The 19,205-nt window shown below is 61.9% G+C and carries 19 protein-coding genes and 1 pseudogene; 12 read left to right on the plus strand and 8 right to left on the minus strand.

Features of this window, described 5'->3' with window-relative positions; translation table 11 throughout:
* Positions 1-122 precede the first annotated feature (122 nt).
* Together R6G97_RS23190 and R6G97_RS23195 are read left to right on the plus strand one after the other, a co-directional pair.
* Positions 123-1,235 carry a DUF3182 family protein gene (locus tag R6G97_RS23190; RefSeq protein ID WP_043213895.1) on the plus strand — a complete coding sequence of 371 codons (1,113 nt, stop codon included), beginning with the start codon at positions 123-125 and terminating at the stop codon, positions 1,233-1,235.
* Positions 1,219-1,989: an alpha/beta hydrolase family protein gene (locus tag R6G97_RS23195; RefSeq protein WP_043213893.1), complete on the plus strand. Its 771-nt coding sequence runs from the start codon at positions 1,219-1,221 to the stop codon at positions 1,987-1,989. Before R6G97_RS23190 ends, R6G97_RS23195 begins: the two co-directional genes overlap by 17 nt.
* Here R6G97_RS23195 and R6G97_RS23200 read toward each other — a convergent pair.
* Positions 1,968-2,348: pseudogene (locus R6G97_RS23200) on the minus strand (antibiotic biosynthesis monooxygenase). The gene R6G97_RS23195 and the pseudogene R6G97_RS23200 sit on opposite strands and share 22 nt — an antisense overlap.
* A gap of 88 nt (positions 2,349-2,436) precedes the next feature.
* Between R6G97_RS23200 and soxR the strand changes: the two are divergent.
* Positions 2,437-2,877, plus strand: coding sequence for a redox-sensitive transcriptional activator SoxR (gene soxR / locus R6G97_RS23205; RefSeq protein WP_043213889.1), 441 nt, complete (start codon positions 2,437-2,439; stop codon positions 2,875-2,877).
* Between the two features lie 13 nt (positions 2,878-2,890).
* On the opposite strand, the gene R6G97_RS23210 is transcribed toward soxR, so the two are convergent.
* Entirely contained in the window at positions 2,891-3,871 is a 981-nt protein-coding gene (locus R6G97_RS23210; protein WP_043213888.1) for a GlxA family transcriptional regulator, read from the minus strand.
* Between the two features lie 82 nt (positions 3,872-3,953).
* Here R6G97_RS23210 and R6G97_RS23215 point away from each other — a divergent pair, with 82 nt between their 5' ends.
* Positions 3,954-4,511, plus strand: coding sequence for a cysteine hydrolase family protein (locus R6G97_RS23215; RefSeq protein ID WP_043213887.1), 558 nt, complete (start codon positions 3,954-3,956; stop codon positions 4,509-4,511).
* Positions 4,512-4,515: 4 nt separating this feature from the next.
* On the opposite strand, the gene R6G97_RS23220 is transcribed toward R6G97_RS23215, so the two are convergent.
* A complete protein-coding gene (locus R6G97_RS23220; protein ID WP_043213886.1) occupies positions 4,516-5,079 on the minus strand; it encodes a helix-turn-helix domain-containing protein in 564 nt (187 codons plus the stop codon).
* A gap of 84 nt (positions 5,080-5,163) precedes the next feature.
* Here R6G97_RS23220 and R6G97_RS23225 point away from each other — a divergent pair, with 84 nt between their 5' ends.
* The 7 genes from R6G97_RS23225 to R6G97_RS23255 all read left to right on the plus strand — a co-directional run bounded on the left by R6G97_RS23225 (position 5,164) and on the right by R6G97_RS23255 (position 12,322).
* Positions 5,164-6,114 (plus strand): DMT family transporter, encoded by a 951-nt coding sequence (locus R6G97_RS23225; RefSeq protein ID WP_090345819.1) that lies wholly within the window; start codon positions 5,164-5,166, stop codon positions 6,112-6,114.
* A gap of 150 nt (positions 6,115-6,264) precedes the next feature.
* A complete protein-coding gene (locus R6G97_RS23230; RefSeq protein ID WP_317847571.1) occupies positions 6,265-9,180 on the plus strand; it encodes a monovalent cation/H+ antiporter subunit A in 2,916 nt (971 codons plus the stop codon).
* Positions 9,180-9,524 carry a Na+/H+ antiporter subunit C gene (locus R6G97_RS23235; protein WP_043213881.1) on the plus strand — a complete coding sequence of 115 codons (345 nt, stop codon included), beginning with the start codon at positions 9,180-9,182 and terminating at the stop codon, positions 9,522-9,524. Before R6G97_RS23230 ends, R6G97_RS23235 begins: the two co-directional genes overlap by 1 nt.
* Positions 9,521-11,200 carry a monovalent cation/H+ antiporter subunit D gene (locus R6G97_RS23240; RefSeq protein WP_317847572.1) on the plus strand — a complete coding sequence of 560 codons (1,680 nt, stop codon included), beginning with the start codon at positions 9,521-9,523 and terminating at the stop codon, positions 11,198-11,200. The genes R6G97_RS23235 and R6G97_RS23240 overlap by 4 nt, the downstream gene beginning before the upstream one ends.
* Positions 11,197-11,685 (plus strand): Na+/H+ antiporter subunit E, encoded by a 489-nt coding sequence (locus R6G97_RS23245; RefSeq protein WP_070574068.1) that lies wholly within the window; start codon positions 11,197-11,199, stop codon positions 11,683-11,685. The genes R6G97_RS23240 and R6G97_RS23245 overlap by 4 nt, the downstream gene beginning before the upstream one ends.
* Positions 11,682-11,960: a K+/H+ antiporter subunit F gene (locus R6G97_RS23250; protein ID WP_043213878.1), complete on the plus strand. Its 279-nt coding sequence runs from the start codon at positions 11,682-11,684 to the stop codon at positions 11,958-11,960. The genes R6G97_RS23245 and R6G97_RS23250 overlap by 4 nt, the downstream gene beginning before the upstream one ends.
* Positions 11,957-12,322, plus strand: a complete 366-nt coding sequence (locus R6G97_RS23255; RefSeq protein WP_043213876.1) for a Na+/H+ antiporter subunit G — start codon at positions 11,957-11,959, stop codon at positions 12,320-12,322. Before R6G97_RS23250 ends, R6G97_RS23255 begins: the two co-directional genes overlap by 4 nt.
* Positions 12,323-12,350: 28 nt before the next feature.
* On the opposite strand, the gene R6G97_RS23260 is transcribed toward R6G97_RS23255, so the two are convergent.
* From R6G97_RS23260 to R6G97_RS23280, 5 genes are all read right to left on the minus strand, one after another.
* Positions 12,351-12,557, minus strand: coding sequence for a hypothetical protein (locus tag R6G97_RS23260; protein WP_043213874.1), 207 nt, complete (start codon positions 12,555-12,557; stop codon positions 12,351-12,353).
* On the minus strand, positions 12,554-13,024 hold the full coding sequence (locus R6G97_RS23265) for a hypothetical protein (RefSeq protein ID WP_043213872.1): 471 nt from the start codon (positions 13,022-13,024) through the stop codon (positions 12,554-12,556). The genes R6G97_RS23260 and R6G97_RS23265 overlap by 4 nt, the downstream gene beginning before the upstream one ends.
* Before the next feature lie 277 nt (positions 13,025-13,301).
* Entirely contained in the window at positions 13,302-13,580 is a 279-nt protein-coding gene (locus R6G97_RS23270) for a hypothetical protein (RefSeq protein WP_180962689.1), read from the minus strand.
* Positions 13,532-13,726 (minus strand): hypothetical protein, encoded by a 195-nt coding sequence (locus R6G97_RS23275; RefSeq protein ID WP_043213867.1) that lies wholly within the window; start codon positions 13,724-13,726, stop codon positions 13,532-13,534. Before R6G97_RS23275 ends, R6G97_RS23270 begins: the two co-directional genes overlap by 49 nt.
* A gap of 179 nt (positions 13,727-13,905) precedes the next feature.
* Positions 13,906-14,310 (minus strand): TraR/DksA family transcriptional regulator, encoded by a 405-nt coding sequence (locus R6G97_RS23280; protein ID WP_043213866.1) that lies wholly within the window; start codon positions 14,308-14,310, stop codon positions 13,906-13,908.
* A 327-nt stretch (positions 14,311-14,637) separates the two neighbouring features.
* On the opposite strand from R6G97_RS23280, the gene R6G97_RS23285 reads away from it, so the two are divergent.
* Positions 14,638-19,182, plus strand: a complete 4,545-nt coding sequence (locus tag R6G97_RS23285) for a DUF6543 domain-containing protein (RefSeq protein WP_317847573.1) — start codon at positions 14,638-14,640, stop codon at positions 19,180-19,182.
* The last annotated feature ends 23 nt before the right edge of the window (positions 19,183-19,205 follow it).

The following is a 19,205-nucleotide window of genomic DNA, read 5'->3' on the forward strand; positions in this document are numbered from 1 at the left end:
GCCGGCCATGCCCTGCAATCGCCGCGCGGCATCGGCGAGCCACGGCCATTGATCATGTCGGCTGAACTTTGCCCGCCCAAGTGCCTTCAGACTCCATACATCCCAGCGGACAGACTTCGCCTATGCCCCAGTCCAGCGACCCGAAAACCGCCGTTGTCCTGCTCGACACACGTGAACACACCCCCGAGCACGAGCACGCGGTCCATCTCAAAATCGCCAATTACCTGGCTCGACTGCTGGGTATCGATCGTGTGGAAACCCGACTGCCCTCGACCAGCACCGGTGCCTTCTATTATCTGCCCACCGAAACCCTGGTTGATTCACAACGCTACCGCGCCATGGGCATCCTCGACGAAGACGACCTGTTCGGTGGTGTGGTGCCTTTCCCATTCGTGGCGACCAAGGCGATTTCCCACCCTTTGCCGGCCAATGCCAGCTTCCCGCCCGGCTGGAGCGACGCCTTCGCCCAGGACGCGTGCGATGCCCTCTTGCGGGGCTATACCGTTTTCAGCAAAGCCGACGCTCGGCAAGCTGCGCGCTTGCTGCTAAACGAGGGTCCGCTGCGGGTCAAGCCGGTACTGGCCTGCGCCGGGCGAGGACAAGCCGTGATCGAAGAGGCACAGGACCTCGAACCGATGCTTGCGCAAATGGACGACAAGGCGTTGGCGCTCGTTGGCCTCGTGCTCGAAGAGCATCTGGAACAAGTACAGACCTTCAGTGTCGGCCAGGTGCGGGTGGGACAATTGAGCTGCAGCTACTACGGCACCCAACGCCTGACTCACGATCACTCGGGCACCGAAATCTACGGTGGCTCGGACCTGATCGTGGTTCGAGGGGGCTATGAGGCCTTGCTGCAACTGCCACTGGAAGATCATCTGCGTCTGGCGATCACCCAGGCCATGACCTACGAACGCGCCGCCCAGCAGCACTTTCCAGGCTTCATCGCTTCGCGCCGCAACTACGATATCGCCCGCGGTCTGGACGCGCGCCAGCACCTGCGCAGCGGGGTGTTAGAGCAATCCTGGCGCCTGGGCGGTGCCAGCAGCGCCGAGGTCCTGGCCCTGCAGGCCTTCGCCGATGACCCAGCCCTGTTGCAGGTACGCGCTTCGAGCCATGAAGTCTTCGGTACCGCCAAATTGCCGGCCGACGCCACACTTTTCTACCAAGGAAACGACAGTGAACTTGGACAACTCAGCAAATATGCACGGATACGCCACCATGACCATTCAGAGTGAAACCGTAGAGTTGCAGGTCGAGGACGGCCGCATCGCCGGCACCGTGGTCAGCCCCGGCAGCAAGATGCCGGCCATTCTCTTCGTCCACGGCTGGGGCGGCAGCCAGCAACGCGACTTGGCACGGGCACGACAGATCACCGGCCTAGGCTGCGTGTGCATGACCTTCGACCTGCGCGGCCACGAGAAGACCGAAAGTCAGCGATTGACCGTCACCCGCCAACAGAACCTCGAAGACCTTCTGGCCGCCTATGACCGCCTGGCCAGCCACCCAGCAGTGGACCCGAGCGCCATCGCGCTGATTGGCAGCAGCTATGGCGGCTACCTGGCGACTTTGCTCACCACTCAGCGGCCAGTCAGATGGCTTGCCTTGCGGGTCCCGGCATTGTATTGGGACGAAGACTGGGGCACCCCCAAGCAAGCCTTGGACCGCCAGCGCCTGAACAACTATCGCCAGCGGATTCTGGGCCCAGCCGACAATCGCGCCCTGGCAGCTTGCGCCGAATTCACAGGCGATGTGCTGCTGGTGGAGTCCGAGCATGATGATTATGTGCCGCACAATACGTTGATGAGCTATCGCTCGGCGTTCGTTGCTGCCCATTCCCTGACCCATCGCATCGTCGATGGGGCGGATCATGCGCTGTCCAGCGAAGAGAGCCAGAAAGGCTACAGTTCGATCCTCGCGTCCTGGATCGCAGAAATGGTCATCGGCGCCCGTCTGGACCGTTACCCGCATTACGCCCCGTGGTATGCCTGAGGCTCACCGACCTGGCAATGCAGACCGCCATCCTCGCCTCGTACGAGGCTGCGCAACGTCTGGAAGGCGGCGAAGTTCACGCCCCGTGCTTAGTGCTGGCACAACAGGTCGAGAAACGGCTCCTCGACGAAGAAGCTGGCAGCCGCTGCCCATTCATGGCGTGATTGCCATTGCAGGTATTGGAGCACCCGACTGCCGTCATCGCTGGCTTGAATACTGACGCCAAGCAAACCGTCACAACGCACTGCCAGCTCTTCACTGCGCACTACCAAGGCATCAGCCAAGGCATGCTGGCAAGCTGCCGGCACTTCGTATTCAATCATCTGGGTAAACCATAAAGAATGGGGCTGAGCCGCCATGGACAGTCTCCTTGTTGCGGATGCTTGCTGCACGATGGCTAACAAGGCTAAAACCTCCAGTTAACTCAAGGTCAAGGGATTTTTTTCCATGTCTGGCACCCATCAGATGATGCTGAGCGTCGGCCAGTTGGCGGCCCGAAGCGGCGTGGCGGTCACCGCATTGCACTTCTACGAAACCAAGGGGCTGATCCACAGTACGCGCAACGCCGGCAACCAGCGCCGCTATCCGCGCTCGATGCTGCGTAGAGTCGCCGTGATCAAGATGGCCCAGCGATTGGGTATCGCCCTTGCCGACATCGCCAAAGCCCTCGACAGCCTGCCCAACGATCACGTACCGACCGCCGAGGACTGGCGCCGGCTGTCGGCGCGATGGCGTGAGGACCTCAATCGCCGTATCGACGAACTGACCCTGTTGCGCGACCAGCTGGACGGCTGTATCGGTTGCGGCTGCCTGTCACTCAAAGAGTGCCCGCTGCGCAATCATCAGGACCGCCTGGCCGAGGAAGGGCCAGGGCCGCATCCGCAATGACAACCGCAGTCTGTCATGCCTGGACGAAGCGCCGGCGGTAATCGCTGGGTGTCGATCCGGTGATGCGCTGGAAGACCTTGCGAAACGCTCCCGGATCCTGATAGCCCACGCCCCAGGCGATCTGATCCACGCTGCGCCGCGTGAACTCCAGTAGCCGGCACGCCCTCACCACCCGTACCTGTTGGCAGTATTCGGTTGGCCGCATGCCGGTCGCCGCTCGAAAGCGACGCAAGAAAGTGCGCGGCTCAAGACCTGCGCACAACGCCATGGTCGTAAGGTCCACCTCCTGCGCGCCACTTCCCTGCAACCAGTGCTGGACTTTGAGCACTGCTTCGTCGCCATGGTCCAGCCGCGGGTTGAAGCGTGCGCCGGGTGAGGTCGTGGCAAGAGGCTCGACGGCCAAATAGCGTGCGGTCTCACGGGCCAGGGTCGCGCCGAGAAAGCGCTCCAGCAGGCGCAGTCCCAGGTCGGTCCAGGCCATCAGACCTGCCGAGGTCATGATGTCGCCATCATCGAGCAACGGCTGATTGGCCACCACCTCGATATTGGGAAAGCGCTCGGCCAGTGCCTGCGCGTAGTTCCAGTGAGTGCTGGCCTGACGGCCATCGAGCAAACCACTGGCGGCAATGAAGAACACTCCGATGCACACCGAGGCGAGCACCGCGCCCTGCCCATGCCATTGGCCGAGCGCGGCGCGATGATGCTCGAGCACCGTAGGCCCGGGGGCCGACGCCAGGCTTGGCGGAATCACCAACGCACGTACCTCATGCGAAGGTTGCGGCAAGCTGTCATGGATAGCCCGAACCTGCCCGTCGCCCTCGACCTGCCAATGGCTGACGCGCAACCTCGGCAGATCGCCCGCTCCAAGTTCCGCGGCCACCCGGTTGGCTACCGCGAACAGATCCGTCAGGCCCATCACCGCCGCACCCTGGGCGCCGGGATAGATCAACACGCCGATTTCCAGGATGTTGGGGCTGTCAGTTTTTGCCGTCATTGTGTCGATCGCGCCAATCCCAGAGGTGGTCGTCCAAGCCTATAACTATCCACATCCAACCACTACTGCCATAGGAGGCAGCATGAGCAAGCAGGCCCTGATCATCATCGACATCCAGAACGACTACTTCCCCGGCGGCAAGTGGACCCTCGACGGCGCCGATGCAGCCGCCGACAACGCCGCCCACCTGCTCGATGCCGCTCGCGAGCGGGGCGACTTGGTGGTGCATGTACGCCATGAGTTCGACAGCGCCGACGCGCCGTTCTTCGCTCCGGCCTCCAAGGGCGCGCAGATCCATCCCAAGGTCGCACCAGCGCCGGGAGAACCGGTGGTGCTCAAGCATCAGGTCAACGCCTTCCGCGATACCGATCTCAAGTCCCTGCTGGACGAGCATCAGGTCAAGGCCGTGACCATCGTCGGCAGCATGAGCCATATGTGTATCGATGCCGCGACGCGCGCCGCCGCCGATCATGGCTACCAAGTCACAGTGGCCCATGATGCCTGCGCCACGCTACCTCTGGAGTTTGCCGGCGAGCTAGTTCCTGCCGCCCAGGTCCACGCCGCTTCCATGGCTGCCTTGGCGTTCGCCTATGCCCGCGTCGCGAGCACCGAGCAACTGCTCGGCGAATACGGTGCCTGAAAGGTCATATCACCACATTGCGCACGAACCGCGTGGGCTCGCTGCCGTCGTTGCGATAGGCGTACCGGCAATTGCTGGGAAACACGTGGAACTCGCCGACCTGCAAGCGAAGCTCGCGCGATTCGATCAGTAGTGTCAAGCAACCTGCGACCACGTAGATCTGCTCGCTCCACCCCTCGGCGTCAGCGTCGCTGACATAGCACTCCCCTGGCGCCAGGGTCCACTCCCACAATTCGACTTCACGCATGGCGGGGCTGCTGCCCAACAGTACGGCCTTGCTTAGTGGATGCTCGCCTGCCCAGGCCAGCTCGTTGATTCGGCTCGGATCGCGTTGTCCAGGCGCCTGGATAAGCGTGCTGAAGACCACTCCGAGCGCTTCGGCGATCAGGTCGAGCGTCGTCAGGCTGACGTTCTTTTCACCCGCCTCGATGGCGACCAGCATGCGCCGGCTGACCCCGGATCGTTCAGCCAGGGCCGTCTGGCTCAACCCCGCGGCATGGCGCAGTTGGCGGATGTTCTGACTGACATGTTGCAGCACCGAAGCACGGTGCGAGGCATCTTTGTGCACTATATTGCTCACAGATTAGGATTGCGCAGTATACTGCCCACTTTGCGGCGGATTGTGCGCCGCCCTCTTTGAGCGCGCAAGACCATGACTCCATCCTCCAGCCCGTCGAAAACCACCATATCCCTGCGTTTGAGCAAGGCAGAACTGGTACTGGTATTCATCACCATGCTCTGGGGTGGCACTTTCCTGTTGGTGCATAACGTCATGACTGTCAGCGGCCCGATGTTTTTCGTCGGCCTGCGTTTTGCCGCCGCAGCGCTGTTCGTGGGCCTGGTGTCGGCGCGCTCACTACCGGGGCTGACCCTGACCGAGCTCAAGGCCGGCATGCTCATCGGCGTATCGATCATGCTGGGGTATGGCTTGCAGACCATGGGCCTGCAGACCATCAGCAGCAGCCAGTCGGCGTTCATCACAGCCCTTTATGTCCCCTTCGTGCCGCTGTTGCAGTGGCTGGTGCTCGGGCGCCGCCCGGGGCTGATGCCAAGCCTCGGGATTTGCCTGGCCTTCATCGGCTTGGTGCTGGTGGCAGGCCCTGATAGCGGAACCTTGAACCTCAGCGAAGGTGAGCTGCTGACCTTGGTCAGCGCCGTGGCCATCGCAGCCGAGATCATCCTGATCAGCCGGTATGCCGGCCAAGTCGATGTGCGTCGTGTCACGGTGGTTCAACTGCTAACCGCCTCGGCCCTGGCCTTTCTCATGATCGTTCCGACCCAAGAGCGCATCCCGGACTTCTCCTGGCTGCTTCTATGTAGCGCCATCGGCCTGGGCGCCATGAGCGCGGTGATCCAGGTAGCGATGAACTGGGCGCAGAAATCCGTATCCCCCACCCGCGCCACCCTCATCTACGCCGGCGAACCGGTGTGGGCCGGCATCGTCGGGCGCATCGCCGGGGAGCGACTGCCAGGCCTGGCATTGCTTGGGGGCTTGCTGATCGTGATCGCCGTGGTGGTCAGCGAATTGAAGATCCGCCGCACCGACGAGGGGCCGGCCACGCAAGAAAGCCGCGACGCTCACGAACGCGAACCAGGCCTGTGAAGTCCCGCTCAGCAGCTATGCTTTGAAAAAAACTGTTATAAAAAAACAGCTTTTCACACCCCATATGTAGGAATGTTCAACCGCTTGCGTGTTGGTGATCAACTCCTCGGCACGTATGATCCTTGGCAAACTCCTCCAGATTAGAACGCTATGTCATTGATAGTGCTATTGCTTCTGCCGTTCGTGGGCAGTTGCCTGGCAGCCGTGCTGCCGCACAACGCACGCAACGCAGAGTCCATTCTCGCCGGGCTCGTCGCCCTGGCGGGCACCATCCAGGTAGCATTGCTGTACCCGCAGATCGCCCATGGGGGCGTCATCCGCGAGGAGTTCCTCTGGTTGCCCAGCCTCGGGCTGAACCTGGTCCTGCGCATGGACGGCTTCGCCTGGCTGTTCTCCCTGCTGGTGCTCGGCATCGGTACGCTGGTGTCGCTGTATGCGCGCTACTACATGTCGCCCCAGGACCCTGTGCCCCGCTTCTTTGCCTTTTTCTTGGCGTTCATGGGCGCCATGCTCGGCCTGGTGATTTCCGGCAATCTCATTCAGCTGGTGTTCTTCTGGGAGTTGACCAGCCTGTTCTCCTTCCTGCTGATCGGCTACTGGCACCACCGCAGTGATGCTCGCCGGGGCGCCTACATGGCGCTCATGGTCACAGGTGCCGGCGGTTTGTGCATGTTGGTCGGGGTGCTGCTGCTCGGCCATGTGGTCGGCAGCTACGACCTGGACAAGGTCTTGGCTGCCGGCGACCTGATTCGCCAACATGCGCTGTATCCCGTCCTGCTTCCCTTGATCCTGATCGGAGCGCTGAGCAAGAGCGCCCAATTCCCTTTCCAGTTCTGGCTGCCCCATGCGATGGCAGCGCCAACCCCCGTCTCTGCGTACCTGCACTCGGCCACTATGGTCAAGGCGGGAGTGTTCCTGCTGGCCCGGCTGTGGCCGGTGCTTTCGGGCAGCGAGGAATGGTTCTGGATCGTCGGCGGTGCAGGTGCCATGACCCTGCTGCTCGGCGCCTTCTGCGCCATGTTCCAGAACGACCTCAAGGGCCTGCTGGCGTATTCCACCATCAGCCACCTGGGCTTGATTACCCTGCTGCTGGGCCTGAACAGCCCGCTGGCCGCCGTGGCCGCGGTGTTCCACATCCTCAACCATGCCACCTTCAAGGCCTCGCTGTTCATGGCCGCCGGCATCATCGACCATGAAAGCGGTACGCGTGACATTCGTCGCCTGAACGGGCTGTTCCGCCTGATTCCGTTCACCGCCACCTTGGCCATGGTGGCCAGCGCCTCGATGGCCGGCGTTCCGCTGATGAACGGTTTCCTGTCGAAGGAGATGTTCTTCGCCGAGACCGTGTTCATCAGCTCCACCGCCTGGGTCGAGGCCACATTGCCGGTGATTGCCACCCTGGCGGGCACTTTCAGCGTGGCATACGCGCTGCGCTTTACCGTCGACGTTTTCTTCGGCCCCACCGCCCAGGATCTGCCGCATACCCCCCACGAGCCGCCGCGCTGGATGCGCGCACCGGTCGAACTGCTGGTGCTGACGTGCCTGGTGGTGGGCATTTTCCCCGCTCAGTCGGTCGGCCCGTTGCTGGCCGCAGCCGCGTTGCCGGTGGTCGGCGGGACCTTGCCTGAATACAGCCTGGCCATCTGGCACGGCTGGAACGCCCCGCTGATCATGAGCCTGATCGCCATGTGCGGCGGTGTGGTGCTCTACGTGCTGTTGCGCGAGCAACTGCGTCGAGGCCGCTTCCCACACCCACCGCTGATCGAACGCTTCAACGGCAAGCGCCTGTTCGAGCGTGGCCTGGTGCGCCTGATGCTGCTGGCCCGCCGCCTTGAAGGGCTGCTGACCACCCGCCGCTTGCAGAAGCAACTGTTCATGCTGGCATTGGCGGCCTTCCTCGCCGGGCTCCTGCCGATGCTAGACAGCGGCCTGAGCTGGGGTGATCGACCGAAAATCCCCGGGTCGGGCGTGTTCGTCGCGCTCTGGCTGATCGCGATCGCCTGTGCCATCGGCGCCGCTTGGCAGGCCAAGTACCACCGCCTGGCGGCACTGATCATGGTCAGTGTCTGCGGCCTGATGACCTGCATCACCTTCGTCTGGTTCTCCGCGCCTGACTTGGCGCTGACCCAACTGGTGGTCGAAGTGGTGACCACCGTGCTCATCCTGCTCGGCCTGCGCTGGCTGCCACGACGTATCGAAGGCGTCTCGGCGCTAGGTGCTACTCAGGAGCGTGCGCGCCTTCGCCGCCTGCGCGATCTGCTGCTGGCCGTATTGGTCGGCGGTGGCATGGCCTTGCTGTCCTACGCCATGCTGACCCGTCCTACGCCCAACGACATTTCTTCGTTCTACCTCAGCCGAGCCCTGCCTCAAGGCGGCGGTACCAACGTGGTCAACGTGATGCTGGTGGATTTTCGCGGCTTCGATACCCTCGGCGAAATTACCGTCCTGGTGGCCGTGGCCCTTACCGTATTTGCCCTGCTGCGGCGCTTCCGCCCACCGAAGGAAAGCATGCAGTTGCCGGCCCAGCAGCGCTCGCTGGCGCCAGATGTGGTCACTGATTTGATCAACCCGCGCCATGCCACCGACACCGCCCTGGGTTTCATGATGGTGCCGGCCGCGCTGGTTCGCCTGCTGTTGCCGATCGCATTGGTGGTGTCGATGTACCTGTTCATGCGCGGCCACAACCAGCCAGGCGGAGGATTCGTCGCTGGCCTGGTGATGTCGGTGGCGTTCATCCTCCAGTACATGGTCGCCGGTACCCAGTGGGTCGAGGCCCAGATGAGCCTGCGACCGCTGCGCTGGATGGGCACGGGCCTGCTGTGCGCCACCCTGACCGGCGCCGGAGCCATGCTCCTGGGCTATCCGTTCCTGACCACCCACACCGCCCATCTGCACTTGCCTGTGCTGGGTGACGTGCACGTGGCCAGCGCGTTGTTCTTCGACATCGGTGTCTACACCGTCGTGGTCGGCTCCACGCTGTTGATCCTCACTGCCCTGGCGCACCAGTCGGTACGCGCCTATCGACCGGGCACGCCCACTAAATCCAGCCAAGCAGGAGCCGCCTGATGGAAGAAGTCATTGCCGTGGCCATTGGCGTGCTAGCCGCCTCCGGGGTCTGGCTGATCCTGCGCCCACGTACCTACCAGGTCATCATGGGCCTGTGCCTGCTGTCCTATGGTGTCAATCTGTTCATCTTCAGCATGGGTAGCCTGTTCATCGGCAAGGAGCCGATCATCAAGGAAGGCGTGACACAGGATCTGCTGCATTACACCGATCCTCTGCCTCAGGCGCTTGTGCTCACCGCGATCGTCATCAGCTTTGCCATGACCGCACTGTTCCTGGTGGTGCTGCTGGCTTCGCGCGGTCTGACCGGCACCGACCACGTCGACGGCCGGGAGCGTGAAGAATGAGCCTGATGAACCAACTGATCATCGCCCCCATCCTGCTGCCGCTGGTCACAGCCGCCTTGATGCTGTTGCTGGGCGAAAAGCGTCGTCCGCTCAAGGGGCGCCTGAACCTGTTGTCCACGCTGATTGGCCTGGGCATCGCCATCACCTTGCTCACTTGGGTACGCGGCCAGGGTCAGGCCGAATCGATCGGCGTCTACCTGCCCGGCAACTGGCCCGCACCGTTCGGCATCGTCTTGGTGGTGGATCACCTATCCGCGCTGCTGTTGACGCTCACCGGCATCATCGGCGTCAGCGCCCTGCTCTTCGCCAGGGCCCGCTGGGATGGCGCGGGCGCCAGCTTCCACGCCCTGTTCCAGATCCAACTCATGGGCTTGTATGGCGCCTTCCTGACAGCGGACCTGTTCAACCTGTTCGTATTCTTCGAGGTGCTGCTGGTCGCCTCCTACGGCTTGCTGTTGCATGGTTCGGGACGGGCTCGGGTCAAAGCTGGCCTGCATTACATCGCCATCAACCTGTTCGCTTCCTCGCTGTTCCTGGTGGGCGCAGCGATGCTCTATGGCGTGACCGGTACCCTTAACATGGCCGACCTGGCGCTGAAGATCCCGCTGGTGCCGGAGGCCGATCGCGACTTGCTGCACGCTGGCGCGGCAATCCTGGCCATGGCCTTCCTGGTCAAGGCCGGTATCTGGCCGCTGAATTTCTGGCTGGTGCCGGCCTATGCCTCGGCCAGTGCACCGGTCGCGGCACTGTTCGCCATCATGACCAAGGTTGGCCTGTATGCGGTGCTGCGCCTGTGGACCCTGCTGTTCTCCAGCCAGGCCGGCGCTTCGGCGCACTTCGGCGGCCAATGGCTGGTCTATGGCGGCTTGGCCACTTTGGCGGTGGCGGCACTGTCCATCCTCGCCGCCCAGCGCCTGGAGCGCCTGGCCGGCCTGAGCATCCTGGTCTCCGCCGGCACCCTCCTGGGGTCCATCGGTTTCGGCCAGCCGATCCTCACCGGCGGTGCATTGTTCTACCTGGTGAGCTCGACCCTGGCCCTGTGCGCGCTGTTCCTGCTTGCCGAGCTGGTGGAGCGCTCGCGCTCGGCCAACGAGGCGCCGCTGGATGAAGAGGACGATGCGATTCCTTCGCCACTGGAGTCGCTGCACCCACCCAAAGGCATCAATCTGGACGACGAACAAAAGGCGGTGATCGGCCAGATCATTCCTTGGACCATGGCATTCCTGGGGCTGAGCTTCATCGCCTGCGCCTTGCTGATCATCGGCATGCCACCGCTGTCGGGCTTCATTGGCAAACTGAGCCTGATCAGCGCGTTGTTCAATCCCCAAGGTTTGGGTGTGCCGGCCGATCAGCCGCTGTCCGCCTCCGCCTGGTGCCTGGTGGCGCTGTTGATCCTGTCGGGCATGGCCTCGCTGATCGCCTTTGGCCGTGTGGGTATCCAGCGTTTCTGGAAGCCAGAGGAGCGTCCTTCTCCCCTGCTGCGCCGCTATGAATGCCTGCCCATCGTCATCCTGCTAGGTCTGTGCATCCTGCTCAGCGTCCAGGCCGAACCCTTGCTGCGCTACACCCAGGACACCGCCGCCAGCCTGCAAACGCCCGATACTTATATCCAGGCGGTGATGGCGACGCGTCCGGTCCCTGGCCCGACCACCGCCGACATACAGGTGCAGCCATGAGCCGATTGATTCCCGCCCCACTGCTATCACTGTCGCTGTTTGCCCTGTGGCTGCTGCTCAACCTGTCAGTCAGCCCCGGCAACCTGTTGCTCGGCGCTGCCCTGGGTATCCTTGCGCCCCTGCTGATGGCCCCGCTGCGTCCCCAGCACGCCCATGTCCGGCGGCCGTGGGCGGTGGTGCGGCTGATCTGTCGTGTCGGCCTGGATGTCATCCATTCCAACCTGCTGGTGGCCCGTGGTGTGCTGTGCGCCGGCCATCGCCCGCCGCGCTCGGCATTCGTCCATATTCCCCTGGCGCTGCGCGATGCCCATGGTCTGGCGGCGTTGTCGATGATCACGACGGTGGTACCAGGCACGGTCTGGTCGGAGCTGGCGCTGGACCGCAGCGTCTTGCTGCTGCATGTGTTCGATCTGGAGGACGAAGCGGCTTTCATCGAGCACTTCAAGCACACTTACGAGCGCCCGCTGATGGAGATTTTCGAATGACCGGCCTGCTTGCCAACGCCGTCCTCGCCAGCCTGTTCATCTTTGCCATCGCCATGGCATTGGCACTGGTCAGGCTGTTCCGTGGTCCCTCCGCTCAAGACCGGGTCCTGGCCCTGGACTACCTCTATATCCTAGGCATGCTGATGATGTTGGTCCTGGGTATCCGCTATGCCAGCGACACTTATTTCGAAGGCGCCTTGCTGATCGCGCTGTTCGGCTTCGTCGGGTCCTTCGCCTTGGCTAAATTCCTTCTGCGTGGCGAGGTGATCGAATGAACGAAGCCTTCGATATACCGCTCTGGCTGGAGCTGGTCACCGCCTTACTGCTCTTGGCGGGCAGTCTGTTCGCCCTGATCGGCGCTGTGGGAATGTTGCGATTGAAAGATTATTTCCAGCGCATGCACCCACCGGCCCTGGCCTCGACCTTGGGCGCCTGGTGCGTGTGCCTGGCCTCGATCCTGTATTTCTCCTGGCTCAAGCAAGGCCCGGTATTGCACGCCTGGCTGATACCGGTGCTGCTGTCGATCACCGTACCTGTGACCACGCTGTTGCTGGCCAGGGCGGCGCTGTTCCGCAAGCGCACAGCGGGAGAGGCTGTACCAGAAGAAGTCAGCAGTGGGCGGGACGGCGGAAACTGACGCCCGCATCAAAACCTCGGGGGTGGCCTCACCCCTGCGACAGGCGTTGCAGCTCCCGGCGCACCATGGCGGCGAATTCAGGCGGGCTGAGTTGGTACAGCTGGCCTGCAACCCAGGCCAGCCAGGCATTGCCCAGTGCCTCGCGCTGCGCCAGCAGCCGCTCAGCCTGCTCGACGGCCTGCGCCTGATATTCTCGATGAAATTGCGCCCTGCCGGTGGGTGCTTTGTCGCTCATTCGCTGGCCTTGAACGTGGTCAGCTCGCCCTTTCGCCATTTGGCGACCTTGCCGGTCACGGCCTTGAGCAACTTGCCGAGGCCTTCCTGCACTTGTTGCTGCGCCGCGAACACCAGCATCACGCCATGGCCTTCACGAAAGACGATACCTTCACCTTCCGGCACCGAAACGAAGGCATAGTCACCAACGCCATAGACGTTCAGCTTGATTTCCCGAAAGCGCAGCTCCAGCTTACCGCCCTCGCGGCTGGGCAATACTGCCGCACGGAAGTGGTCGCCCACTTTCAATTCAAGGTGCTGCTTGTTGTCGACCACCAGAGCGTCATCGGTATCGATTTCGGCCATGTAAAGGCCATCGGGGCTCTGCTCGGTGACATAGACGAAACGCCCGTGAAACAGCTTGGCCAACTTGGCCCGCAAATCGCCCAGGGCGAACAACGCGTGGGTATCCAGTGTACTGACTGCCAATGAAGAATTCCTCGAACCGGTTACAGGCGCCCCAACCGAAGCCGGGGCGCAGACATATCAAGTCGATGTCATGAAAGACTAATGAAGCGATGCACGAAACGTCTGTGCAGGCATGCGATGCGGCAGGCAGGAATCGTTACTCTAGCTTGCCAGCCAAGACCCCAAGACGGCTTTTCGGCAGTTTCTTCAATAGGAAACGTAATGTTCTGACAACAAATTTGCAGGAAAAGATGCAATAGATAATGTCAGGCCCTTTGCAGTACAGGCCCGGTATCCATCAGCGCATTACAGGGGAAAGAATATGCACGAAAACACCGAAATCCGTCGAGAGTCCAAGCGCATTTCTTGCCTTAGCAGAAGCGACCCCCGGTTTATCGTCATTCCCGCCGGCATCGATTTCTTTCATATTGCCGAACGCACCACCGGCCGCATCAAGGGTTTTCGGCGTCGCCATCAGGACGCCTGCGACCTGGCACGCCGGCTTGAACAATAACGCCTGGCCACTGCTCAGGCTGCTTTGCCCTTTTCCAACTGTGCCAACCATGCCGCCTGGCATTCGACTGCCTCTTTGCGACTGCCAAAGGCCGTACCGCGGCGCTCGCCGTTCACCAACACCACCCAGCAGACACGCCGGCCCATGGCCTGCAGTGTCGCAGGTACACCTGAACCAATCATGACAGCGACATCGACTCGGCTATTCATCATCCCCTCCGGAACTTAATTAGCAACCTAACGATATCGCCATCATACGCCCGCCCGGCAAGCGGAAAAAGCGCGCACCAGCACAGCTGTATTGCATCTACGGCAACAAATGCGCCCAGCAGACGAAAACGCAAAAGGCCCCATGAATCGCTTCATGGGGCCTCTGCTGGACATGACGATCAGATCTGGCGCTGGTGGCGGTCGAGCTGTTCGTGACGTTCCTGGGCTTCGATGCAGTATTTGGTGGTTGGGCTGATCAGCAGACGCTGCAGGCCGATAGGCTCACCGCTGTCGTCGCACCAGCCGAAGCTTTCGTCAGCGATGCGGCCCAGAGCCATTTCCAGCTGCGGCAGCAGGCGCTGGTCACGCTCGATGGCGTTGACCAGCCAGTGGCGCTCTTCTTCCACCGAGGCCACGTCGGCCGGATCCGAAGGCGTGTCCAGGCTTTCGATGGTGGCGCGGCTCAGCTCGATGCGCTCGTGGGTTTCGACTTTCATCGCTTGCAGCAGGCCAGTGAAGAAAGCCAACTGTTCGGCATTCATGTAGTCATCGGCCGACATAGCCAGCAACTGTTCCTTGGTCATCGATTTCTCTATGAAAATATAGGCATTTTGGGCGATTCGGGTGTCGCCAACGACAGTTCGTGGGCAACGAAATTCTTAAAGCGCCAACCGGCTCTGTTTTACAGGGGGCGGCAGTCTAAGGCGGCGGGCCGTGTGGGGCAACACCATTGATCCGTGAATTTACCCGAAATGCCCCTTGTTGCGACCAGCACCACGGCATCAGCTCGTCGGTTTTACGCTGCAAAAGGCAAAGCCAGGCGAGGCGCATGCACAACGTGGTAGCGGGCTACCGACCTCGGCGTCACGAAGGCGGCTTTGCTAATGGACCGTTCATATTCGGAGCTGTCCATGAGCAACCCTTCCCAACGCCCCGCAAGCCCAAGCCTGGAATGCCAGGTGGCGATCCGCTTCAGCACTCGCCCGAGCCTGTTCGACATCGCTGACCAGGTGCTTGCCGAACAATGGCTGACACGCCGCCTGCCGTCCAGTGCGGACCCTCGTGAGCTGTTTCTGGTCAGTCTCGGCCCGGCGTCGGCGCCACCTTTTATCCGCCCGTTGAGCCATGTGCTCGTCGAGCGTTATTGCCTGCGCCGTACGCTGAATCTGACGCCTCACGAAGATTACGTCACCTCCGTACCAGAACATGCGCCCCAGAAGGCATTGTCACTGGATCTTGACCCTCTGGCACTCATGATCAATGAATGCGGCCCGTTCATGCTGGAAGCCTATCAGCAAGCCCTGATCAGCTTCTGGAGCGATACCGATGACAAGGGACAGACGCCCTGGCAGTGGTACAGCGATTACCTGCAACAACAGTTCACCCAGGCCGTTCTGGACAGCAAACGTGACACGACACTGCCTGAGCAGGCCCTGACGACGGCGCAATGGGTGCAGGCGCATCCTGACCCACGCACACACGCCAGCCTGGAGCCCTTCCAGATTCAGGTCAACAATCTGCGCATGGACTTCATGAACAACTGGCAGCTGGATCCGGAGCTCTCCAGTGCGCTATTGATCGAACACGGTGGCGCCCCAGCCGAGAAGAACACGACATTGCTCTTCACCCCTACCGGGAAATTGACGTCCTTCCCTTCACGCCAAGCGCTGCTGGCCCACACCGCCAGGCCCTGGCCATCGTTGCCCGGTGTATCCGGGCCAGACGTACACCTGATTGTTCCGACCTTGCCCTATTTTCAAAGCCAGGCACTCGGGGTGCTGTGCCAGCAGTTACATGGATCGCATCTGACAGCCTGGCCAGAAGACGATCTGGTCCGCGCGACCGATCTGTCGACCGCCCTGGACCGCCTGACATCGATGTTCGGCCTGTGCAGCCCGGCCGAGGCCACCCTGCACGAGCGCCTGGCAGGCCATTTGCCCGTCTGGCTGAAGGAGGCTTCCCCGAAAAAACTGTTGCGCTACAGCACGCTGCTGACCCAGATCGCCCAAGGCTATCATGACGCCCAGTACACCTCCTGGCTCGATGGCGTGCCCGATGCCCAGACATTCGCCACGCAGCAACTTCTGGCGCGCATTCAGAAGGATCACCCCGAGGCCAACCTGGACCTCTCGACGCTCAGAGTCGTCAATGCCCAAACCACCGTAGCCGCACTGCCGGTCCAGGAAACCATCGCCACGGACAATGCGCCACACACCGAAACCTTCACCCTGCCTCAACTGGCAATCAGCAACCTGGGGCTGTTACGCCCAGGCAAGGTCACGGTCCAGGCACTCGACGGCAAGCCGGTGCCGGACTGGTTCGATGAATCCTACTTGCGCAACCTCATCACCAAGGTGGATGTCGCACAGCACTACCCGGCCATGCTGCTTTCCACGCTGCTCGATGATCCGATGCAACGGTCTCGTCGGGAATCGTTGCTCAGACGGCAGTTGCACACACAACTCCCCGCCCTTGCCTTGGAACTGAACCTGCGAGGCAAACCAATAGGCTTCGACGTCATCAAGGATATCGGAGACGTATTTGGCGAGGCCCCGCAACGCAGTACTGCCTGGCAAATGCGCCCACTCGGATTGCTTAGAAGCCTGGATGCCAGCCCCGACCATCCGCTCAACACCTGGCTGATCGAAGCACAAACCGCCACCTCACAGCCCTGTCTGCTCTACCGCCCGCTGCACAGCGAGCCCTTGTTAGCTTTCGAGGACAGACAGGCGCTGCTTGACGCAATTGCCGCCCCCGGTCCACTACAAGATGACCTGCTCGAGCGTTTGCCCGAACAGGCCCGCAAGGTCTACGCCCATGGGGGCTTTCTCGAACCGCACCTGTTCCATCCCCTGGAAGATGACTGGGCCGTCCCGTTCGGCGCCCCCGCCCCGGTCACCCTGGCGCAGGAGCCAGCACTGACCGACCCGGCCCACGCCATCTACCACGGGTGCATCGATGAAACCATCAGCCAATTCCAAGCCCATGCCCAGACCAGCGCCCAGGCCCGTTGGGAGCGCTGGAAATCCCTGGGCTGGCTGCTGCTCAATACTGCACTGCCCTTCGCAGCCGAACCGTTGGCCGCACCGATCTGGACCATCCAGCTGGAAACCGCCTTCCTCGAACTGGTGGGCGAGCACCAATACCAGAGCGCGGGCGAACGCATCGCCTCCCTCGTGGAGTTTCTCGTCAATCTGGCGCTGCTTCTACTCAACCATGCTTTCAAGCGTATCGAGGTGGTGCGTGAAGCCGCTTCGCGCGGTTCTCAAGCCGACTCTGCCACAGCCTTGCTACCGGCCCTGCCGACCTTGACAGTGTCGCCACGTGAGCAAGTCCTCGACTTTTCCTGGGCAAACCCCAAACGCACGCTCGACCCGCTACAGCGAAAGACTCTAGAAGGACTCTGCGCGGATATCCCCTTGGCCCGGTTGGGCAAGCCCATCCCCAGCGGCCCCTTGAAGGAGCTGTTTCTCTATAAAGACAGAAGCTGGGCTGCGATCGACGACAAGGTCTACCAGGTCGAGTTCGACGCCAATCAGCAATGCCCGCGCATCGTCAACAGCAAAGACGAACTCATCAAAGGCCCTTGGCTGCGACGCGATGAAGCCGGTCGCTGGCAACTGGATCTGGGCCTGCGCCTGCGCGCTGGCATGCCCCTGCACCGCCGGGTCGAACAGTTGCGCAACGCCAACCAACAAGAGTTGGCAGCGCTGCAGGCTCAGATCCAGCAGGACGTGACCTACCAGAAAAGCCAACGAGAATACCTCGACAAGGTGGCACGGCTCGCCCACCGCCACGCACCCGACAGCATCCTGCGCAACTATCTGGCAAAGCTCGAGGACTTCACCACGTTCTGGCAAGAACACTTGAAACGCATCCATCAATTCAACGGCCTCAAGCCGCTGCACGAATACAAGATCAAACGCGCCTACGCCCTGTACCAGCAATTGCACTATGCAAAGAAAGTCGATGAAACCCTGACTTGGTTGCACGCGCCCATCCGGGAGCAAATCGATGAAATGATCAAGCGTCATCACGGGGGCTACGAGCTTACCGAGGCCGACAAACGTAGCCTGGGCCAACGCATCGAGACCTTGCTGCCACTGCTGAACAAGTTGCTGGACAACAGCCAGCACCTGGTCGATAGCATGGAGCAACTTCAGCGCCTTGCCAGCCGTTCGCAACCGAAGATCGTCGAGTATCGCGACGCGGCCGCGATCGATTGGGAGTTGGTCAAGTCGCCACTGGCGTGGCGCTGGTCGCGCATCGAGGCTTGCGTCAACCGCTTGTCGCTGCTCGAAGCACTCGACGACGACAGTGAGTATTGGCTGCAGCGCTGTGGCGAAAGCCTTGATCTGGCGTTCGCCCAGCGCCAGCAACTGCTTACCCTCGGGCAACCTAATGACGATGTGATCAGTCGGTTGGCCGTCAGCATCGACCGCCACTTCAAGACGGCTCGTCGTCAGCTGGGCAACCTCAAGACACACTTGGACCAGGACACAGCCCGACAGACCCTTGCCCGCCTCCAGGAAGACATCGACAGCGCTGCCCAGGAGCTGCAACCCACGCTCGACGAGCACGCGGCAACGCTCCCCCGCACCACCGTCAACCAGCTGCGCAAACAAGTGCCAGGCCTGATCGAAACCCAGGAAGGCGATGTGCTACTGGGCAATGTCCGTCCAGATGACGACACTGTCGTCGATATCCCCATTGCCTCGCACAATGCCGGTGCTCGCAGCTACAAACTGGAGAACGATCGGTGGGTGCAGTTGGCGACGAAAACACCTGCCAAACCCACAGCCGTGCGCAAGCTCAAACACGTGCTCAAGGACAGCCAAGCGCGCCTACAGAGCGCACGCAAAGAACTGCAACGCCTGGAAGGCGGCACCTTCAGCCAGTACCTGCCCATTGAGATCGAAGAGCTGCTGCACCACCAGCGCGATCGCCTGCGTACCTTGCGCGAAGCGATCGAACAGCACCTGACGGCCGACAACCAGACAGACGAGGTCAGTGGCAACCGCGATGCCGCGGGGACGATCAAGGAACTGGAAGACCTGGACGCCCTGCTCACCCGCAAAGCGATCGAGCTGCGCACCAACGCGGCGCTGGAGCAAAAACCGCGCATGGCCGAGCTGCGTTTTCTGATTGACCAAGGAGTAGTGACCGTCCGCAGGGAGAACCCGCGCAAGCTGCTCGCCCGGGTCAAGGGCAGACCCGCGGACTACCTGGACGACTACGGGGTCTACAAGGGCGAATCATTGCTGTGGGTCGCGCACTTTCACTACCGTACGCTCGAGGCCGACCAGCGTGCCTTCGTCGCTGGCCACCTCAAGCCGGCAGCGCAGCGATACGCCCAAGGCGCGCAGGTCAATCGGCCGGACACGGGCCAGACCGAAGACGTCTACCGCAGCCCAATTTCCCTGGCCGACGCACAGCAGTACTTCTTCAACATCTGAAACGACCGGGGCGCCCTCAGGCG

Source organism: Pseudomonas sp. HTZ2 (genome assembly GCF_033173945.1).
Taxonomy (GTDB): domain Bacteria; phylum Pseudomonadota; class Gammaproteobacteria; order Pseudomonadales; family Pseudomonadaceae; genus Aquipseudomonas; species Aquipseudomonas guariconensis.

Excerpts from the sequence above, each read along its gene's own strand:
- R6G97_RS23230 (WP_317847571.1), top strand. The coding sequence starts at position 6,265 with ATGTCATTGATAGTGCTATTGCTTCTGCCGTTCGTGGGCAGTTGCCTG.
- R6G97_RS23280 (WP_043213866.1), bottom strand. The coding sequence starts at position 14,310 with ATGACCAAGGAACAGTTGCTGGCTATGTCGGCCGATGACTACATGAAT.
- R6G97_RS23225 (WP_090345819.1), top strand. The coding sequence starts at position 5,164 with ATGACTCCATCCTCCAGCCCGTCGAAAACCACCATATCCCTGCGTTTG.
- R6G97_RS23270 (WP_180962689.1), bottom strand. The coding sequence starts at position 13,580 with ATGCCAGGCGGCATGGTTGGCACAGTTGGAAAAGGGCAAAGCAGCCTG.
- soxR (WP_043213889.1), top strand. The coding sequence starts at position 2,437 with ATGTCTGGCACCCATCAGATGATGCTGAGCGTCGGCCAGTTGGCGGCC.
- R6G97_RS23190 (WP_043213895.1), top strand. The coding sequence starts at position 123 with ATGCCCCAGTCCAGCGACCCGAAAACCGCCGTTGTCCTGCTCGACACA.
- R6G97_RS23215 (WP_043213887.1), top strand. The coding sequence starts at position 3,954 with ATGAGCAAGCAGGCCCTGATCATCATCGACATCCAGAACGACTACTTC.
- R6G97_RS23285 (WP_317847573.1), top strand. The coding sequence starts at position 14,638 with ATGAGCAACCCTTCCCAACGCCCCGCAAGCCCAAGCCTGGAATGCCAG.
- R6G97_RS23275 (WP_043213867.1), bottom strand. The coding sequence starts at position 13,726 with ATGAATAGCCGAGTCGATGTCGCTGTCATGATTGGTTCAGGTGTACCT.
- R6G97_RS23250 (WP_043213878.1), top strand. The coding sequence starts at position 11,682 with ATGACCGGCCTGCTTGCCAACGCCGTCCTCGCCAGCCTGTTCATCTTT.
- R6G97_RS23195 (WP_043213893.1), top strand. The coding sequence starts at position 1,219 with ATGACCATTCAGAGTGAAACCGTAGAGTTGCAGGTCGAGGACGGCCGC.
- R6G97_RS23210 (WP_043213888.1), bottom strand. The coding sequence starts at position 3,871 with ATGACGGCAAAAACTGACAGCCCCAACATCCTGGAAATCGGCGTGTTG.
- R6G97_RS23240 (WP_317847572.1), top strand. The coding sequence starts at position 9,521 with ATGAGCCTGATGAACCAACTGATCATCGCCCCCATCCTGCTGCCGCTG.
- R6G97_RS23235 (WP_043213881.1), top strand. The coding sequence starts at position 9,180 with ATGGAAGAAGTCATTGCCGTGGCCATTGGCGTGCTAGCCGCCTCCGGG.
- R6G97_RS23245 (WP_070574068.1), top strand. The coding sequence starts at position 11,197 with ATGAGCCGATTGATTCCCGCCCCACTGCTATCACTGTCGCTGTTTGCC.
- R6G97_RS23260 (WP_043213874.1), bottom strand. The coding sequence starts at position 12,557 with ATGAGCGACAAAGCACCCACCGGCAGGGCGCAATTTCATCGAGAATAT.
- R6G97_RS23255 (WP_043213876.1), top strand. The coding sequence starts at position 11,957 with ATGAACGAAGCCTTCGATATACCGCTCTGGCTGGAGCTGGTCACCGCC.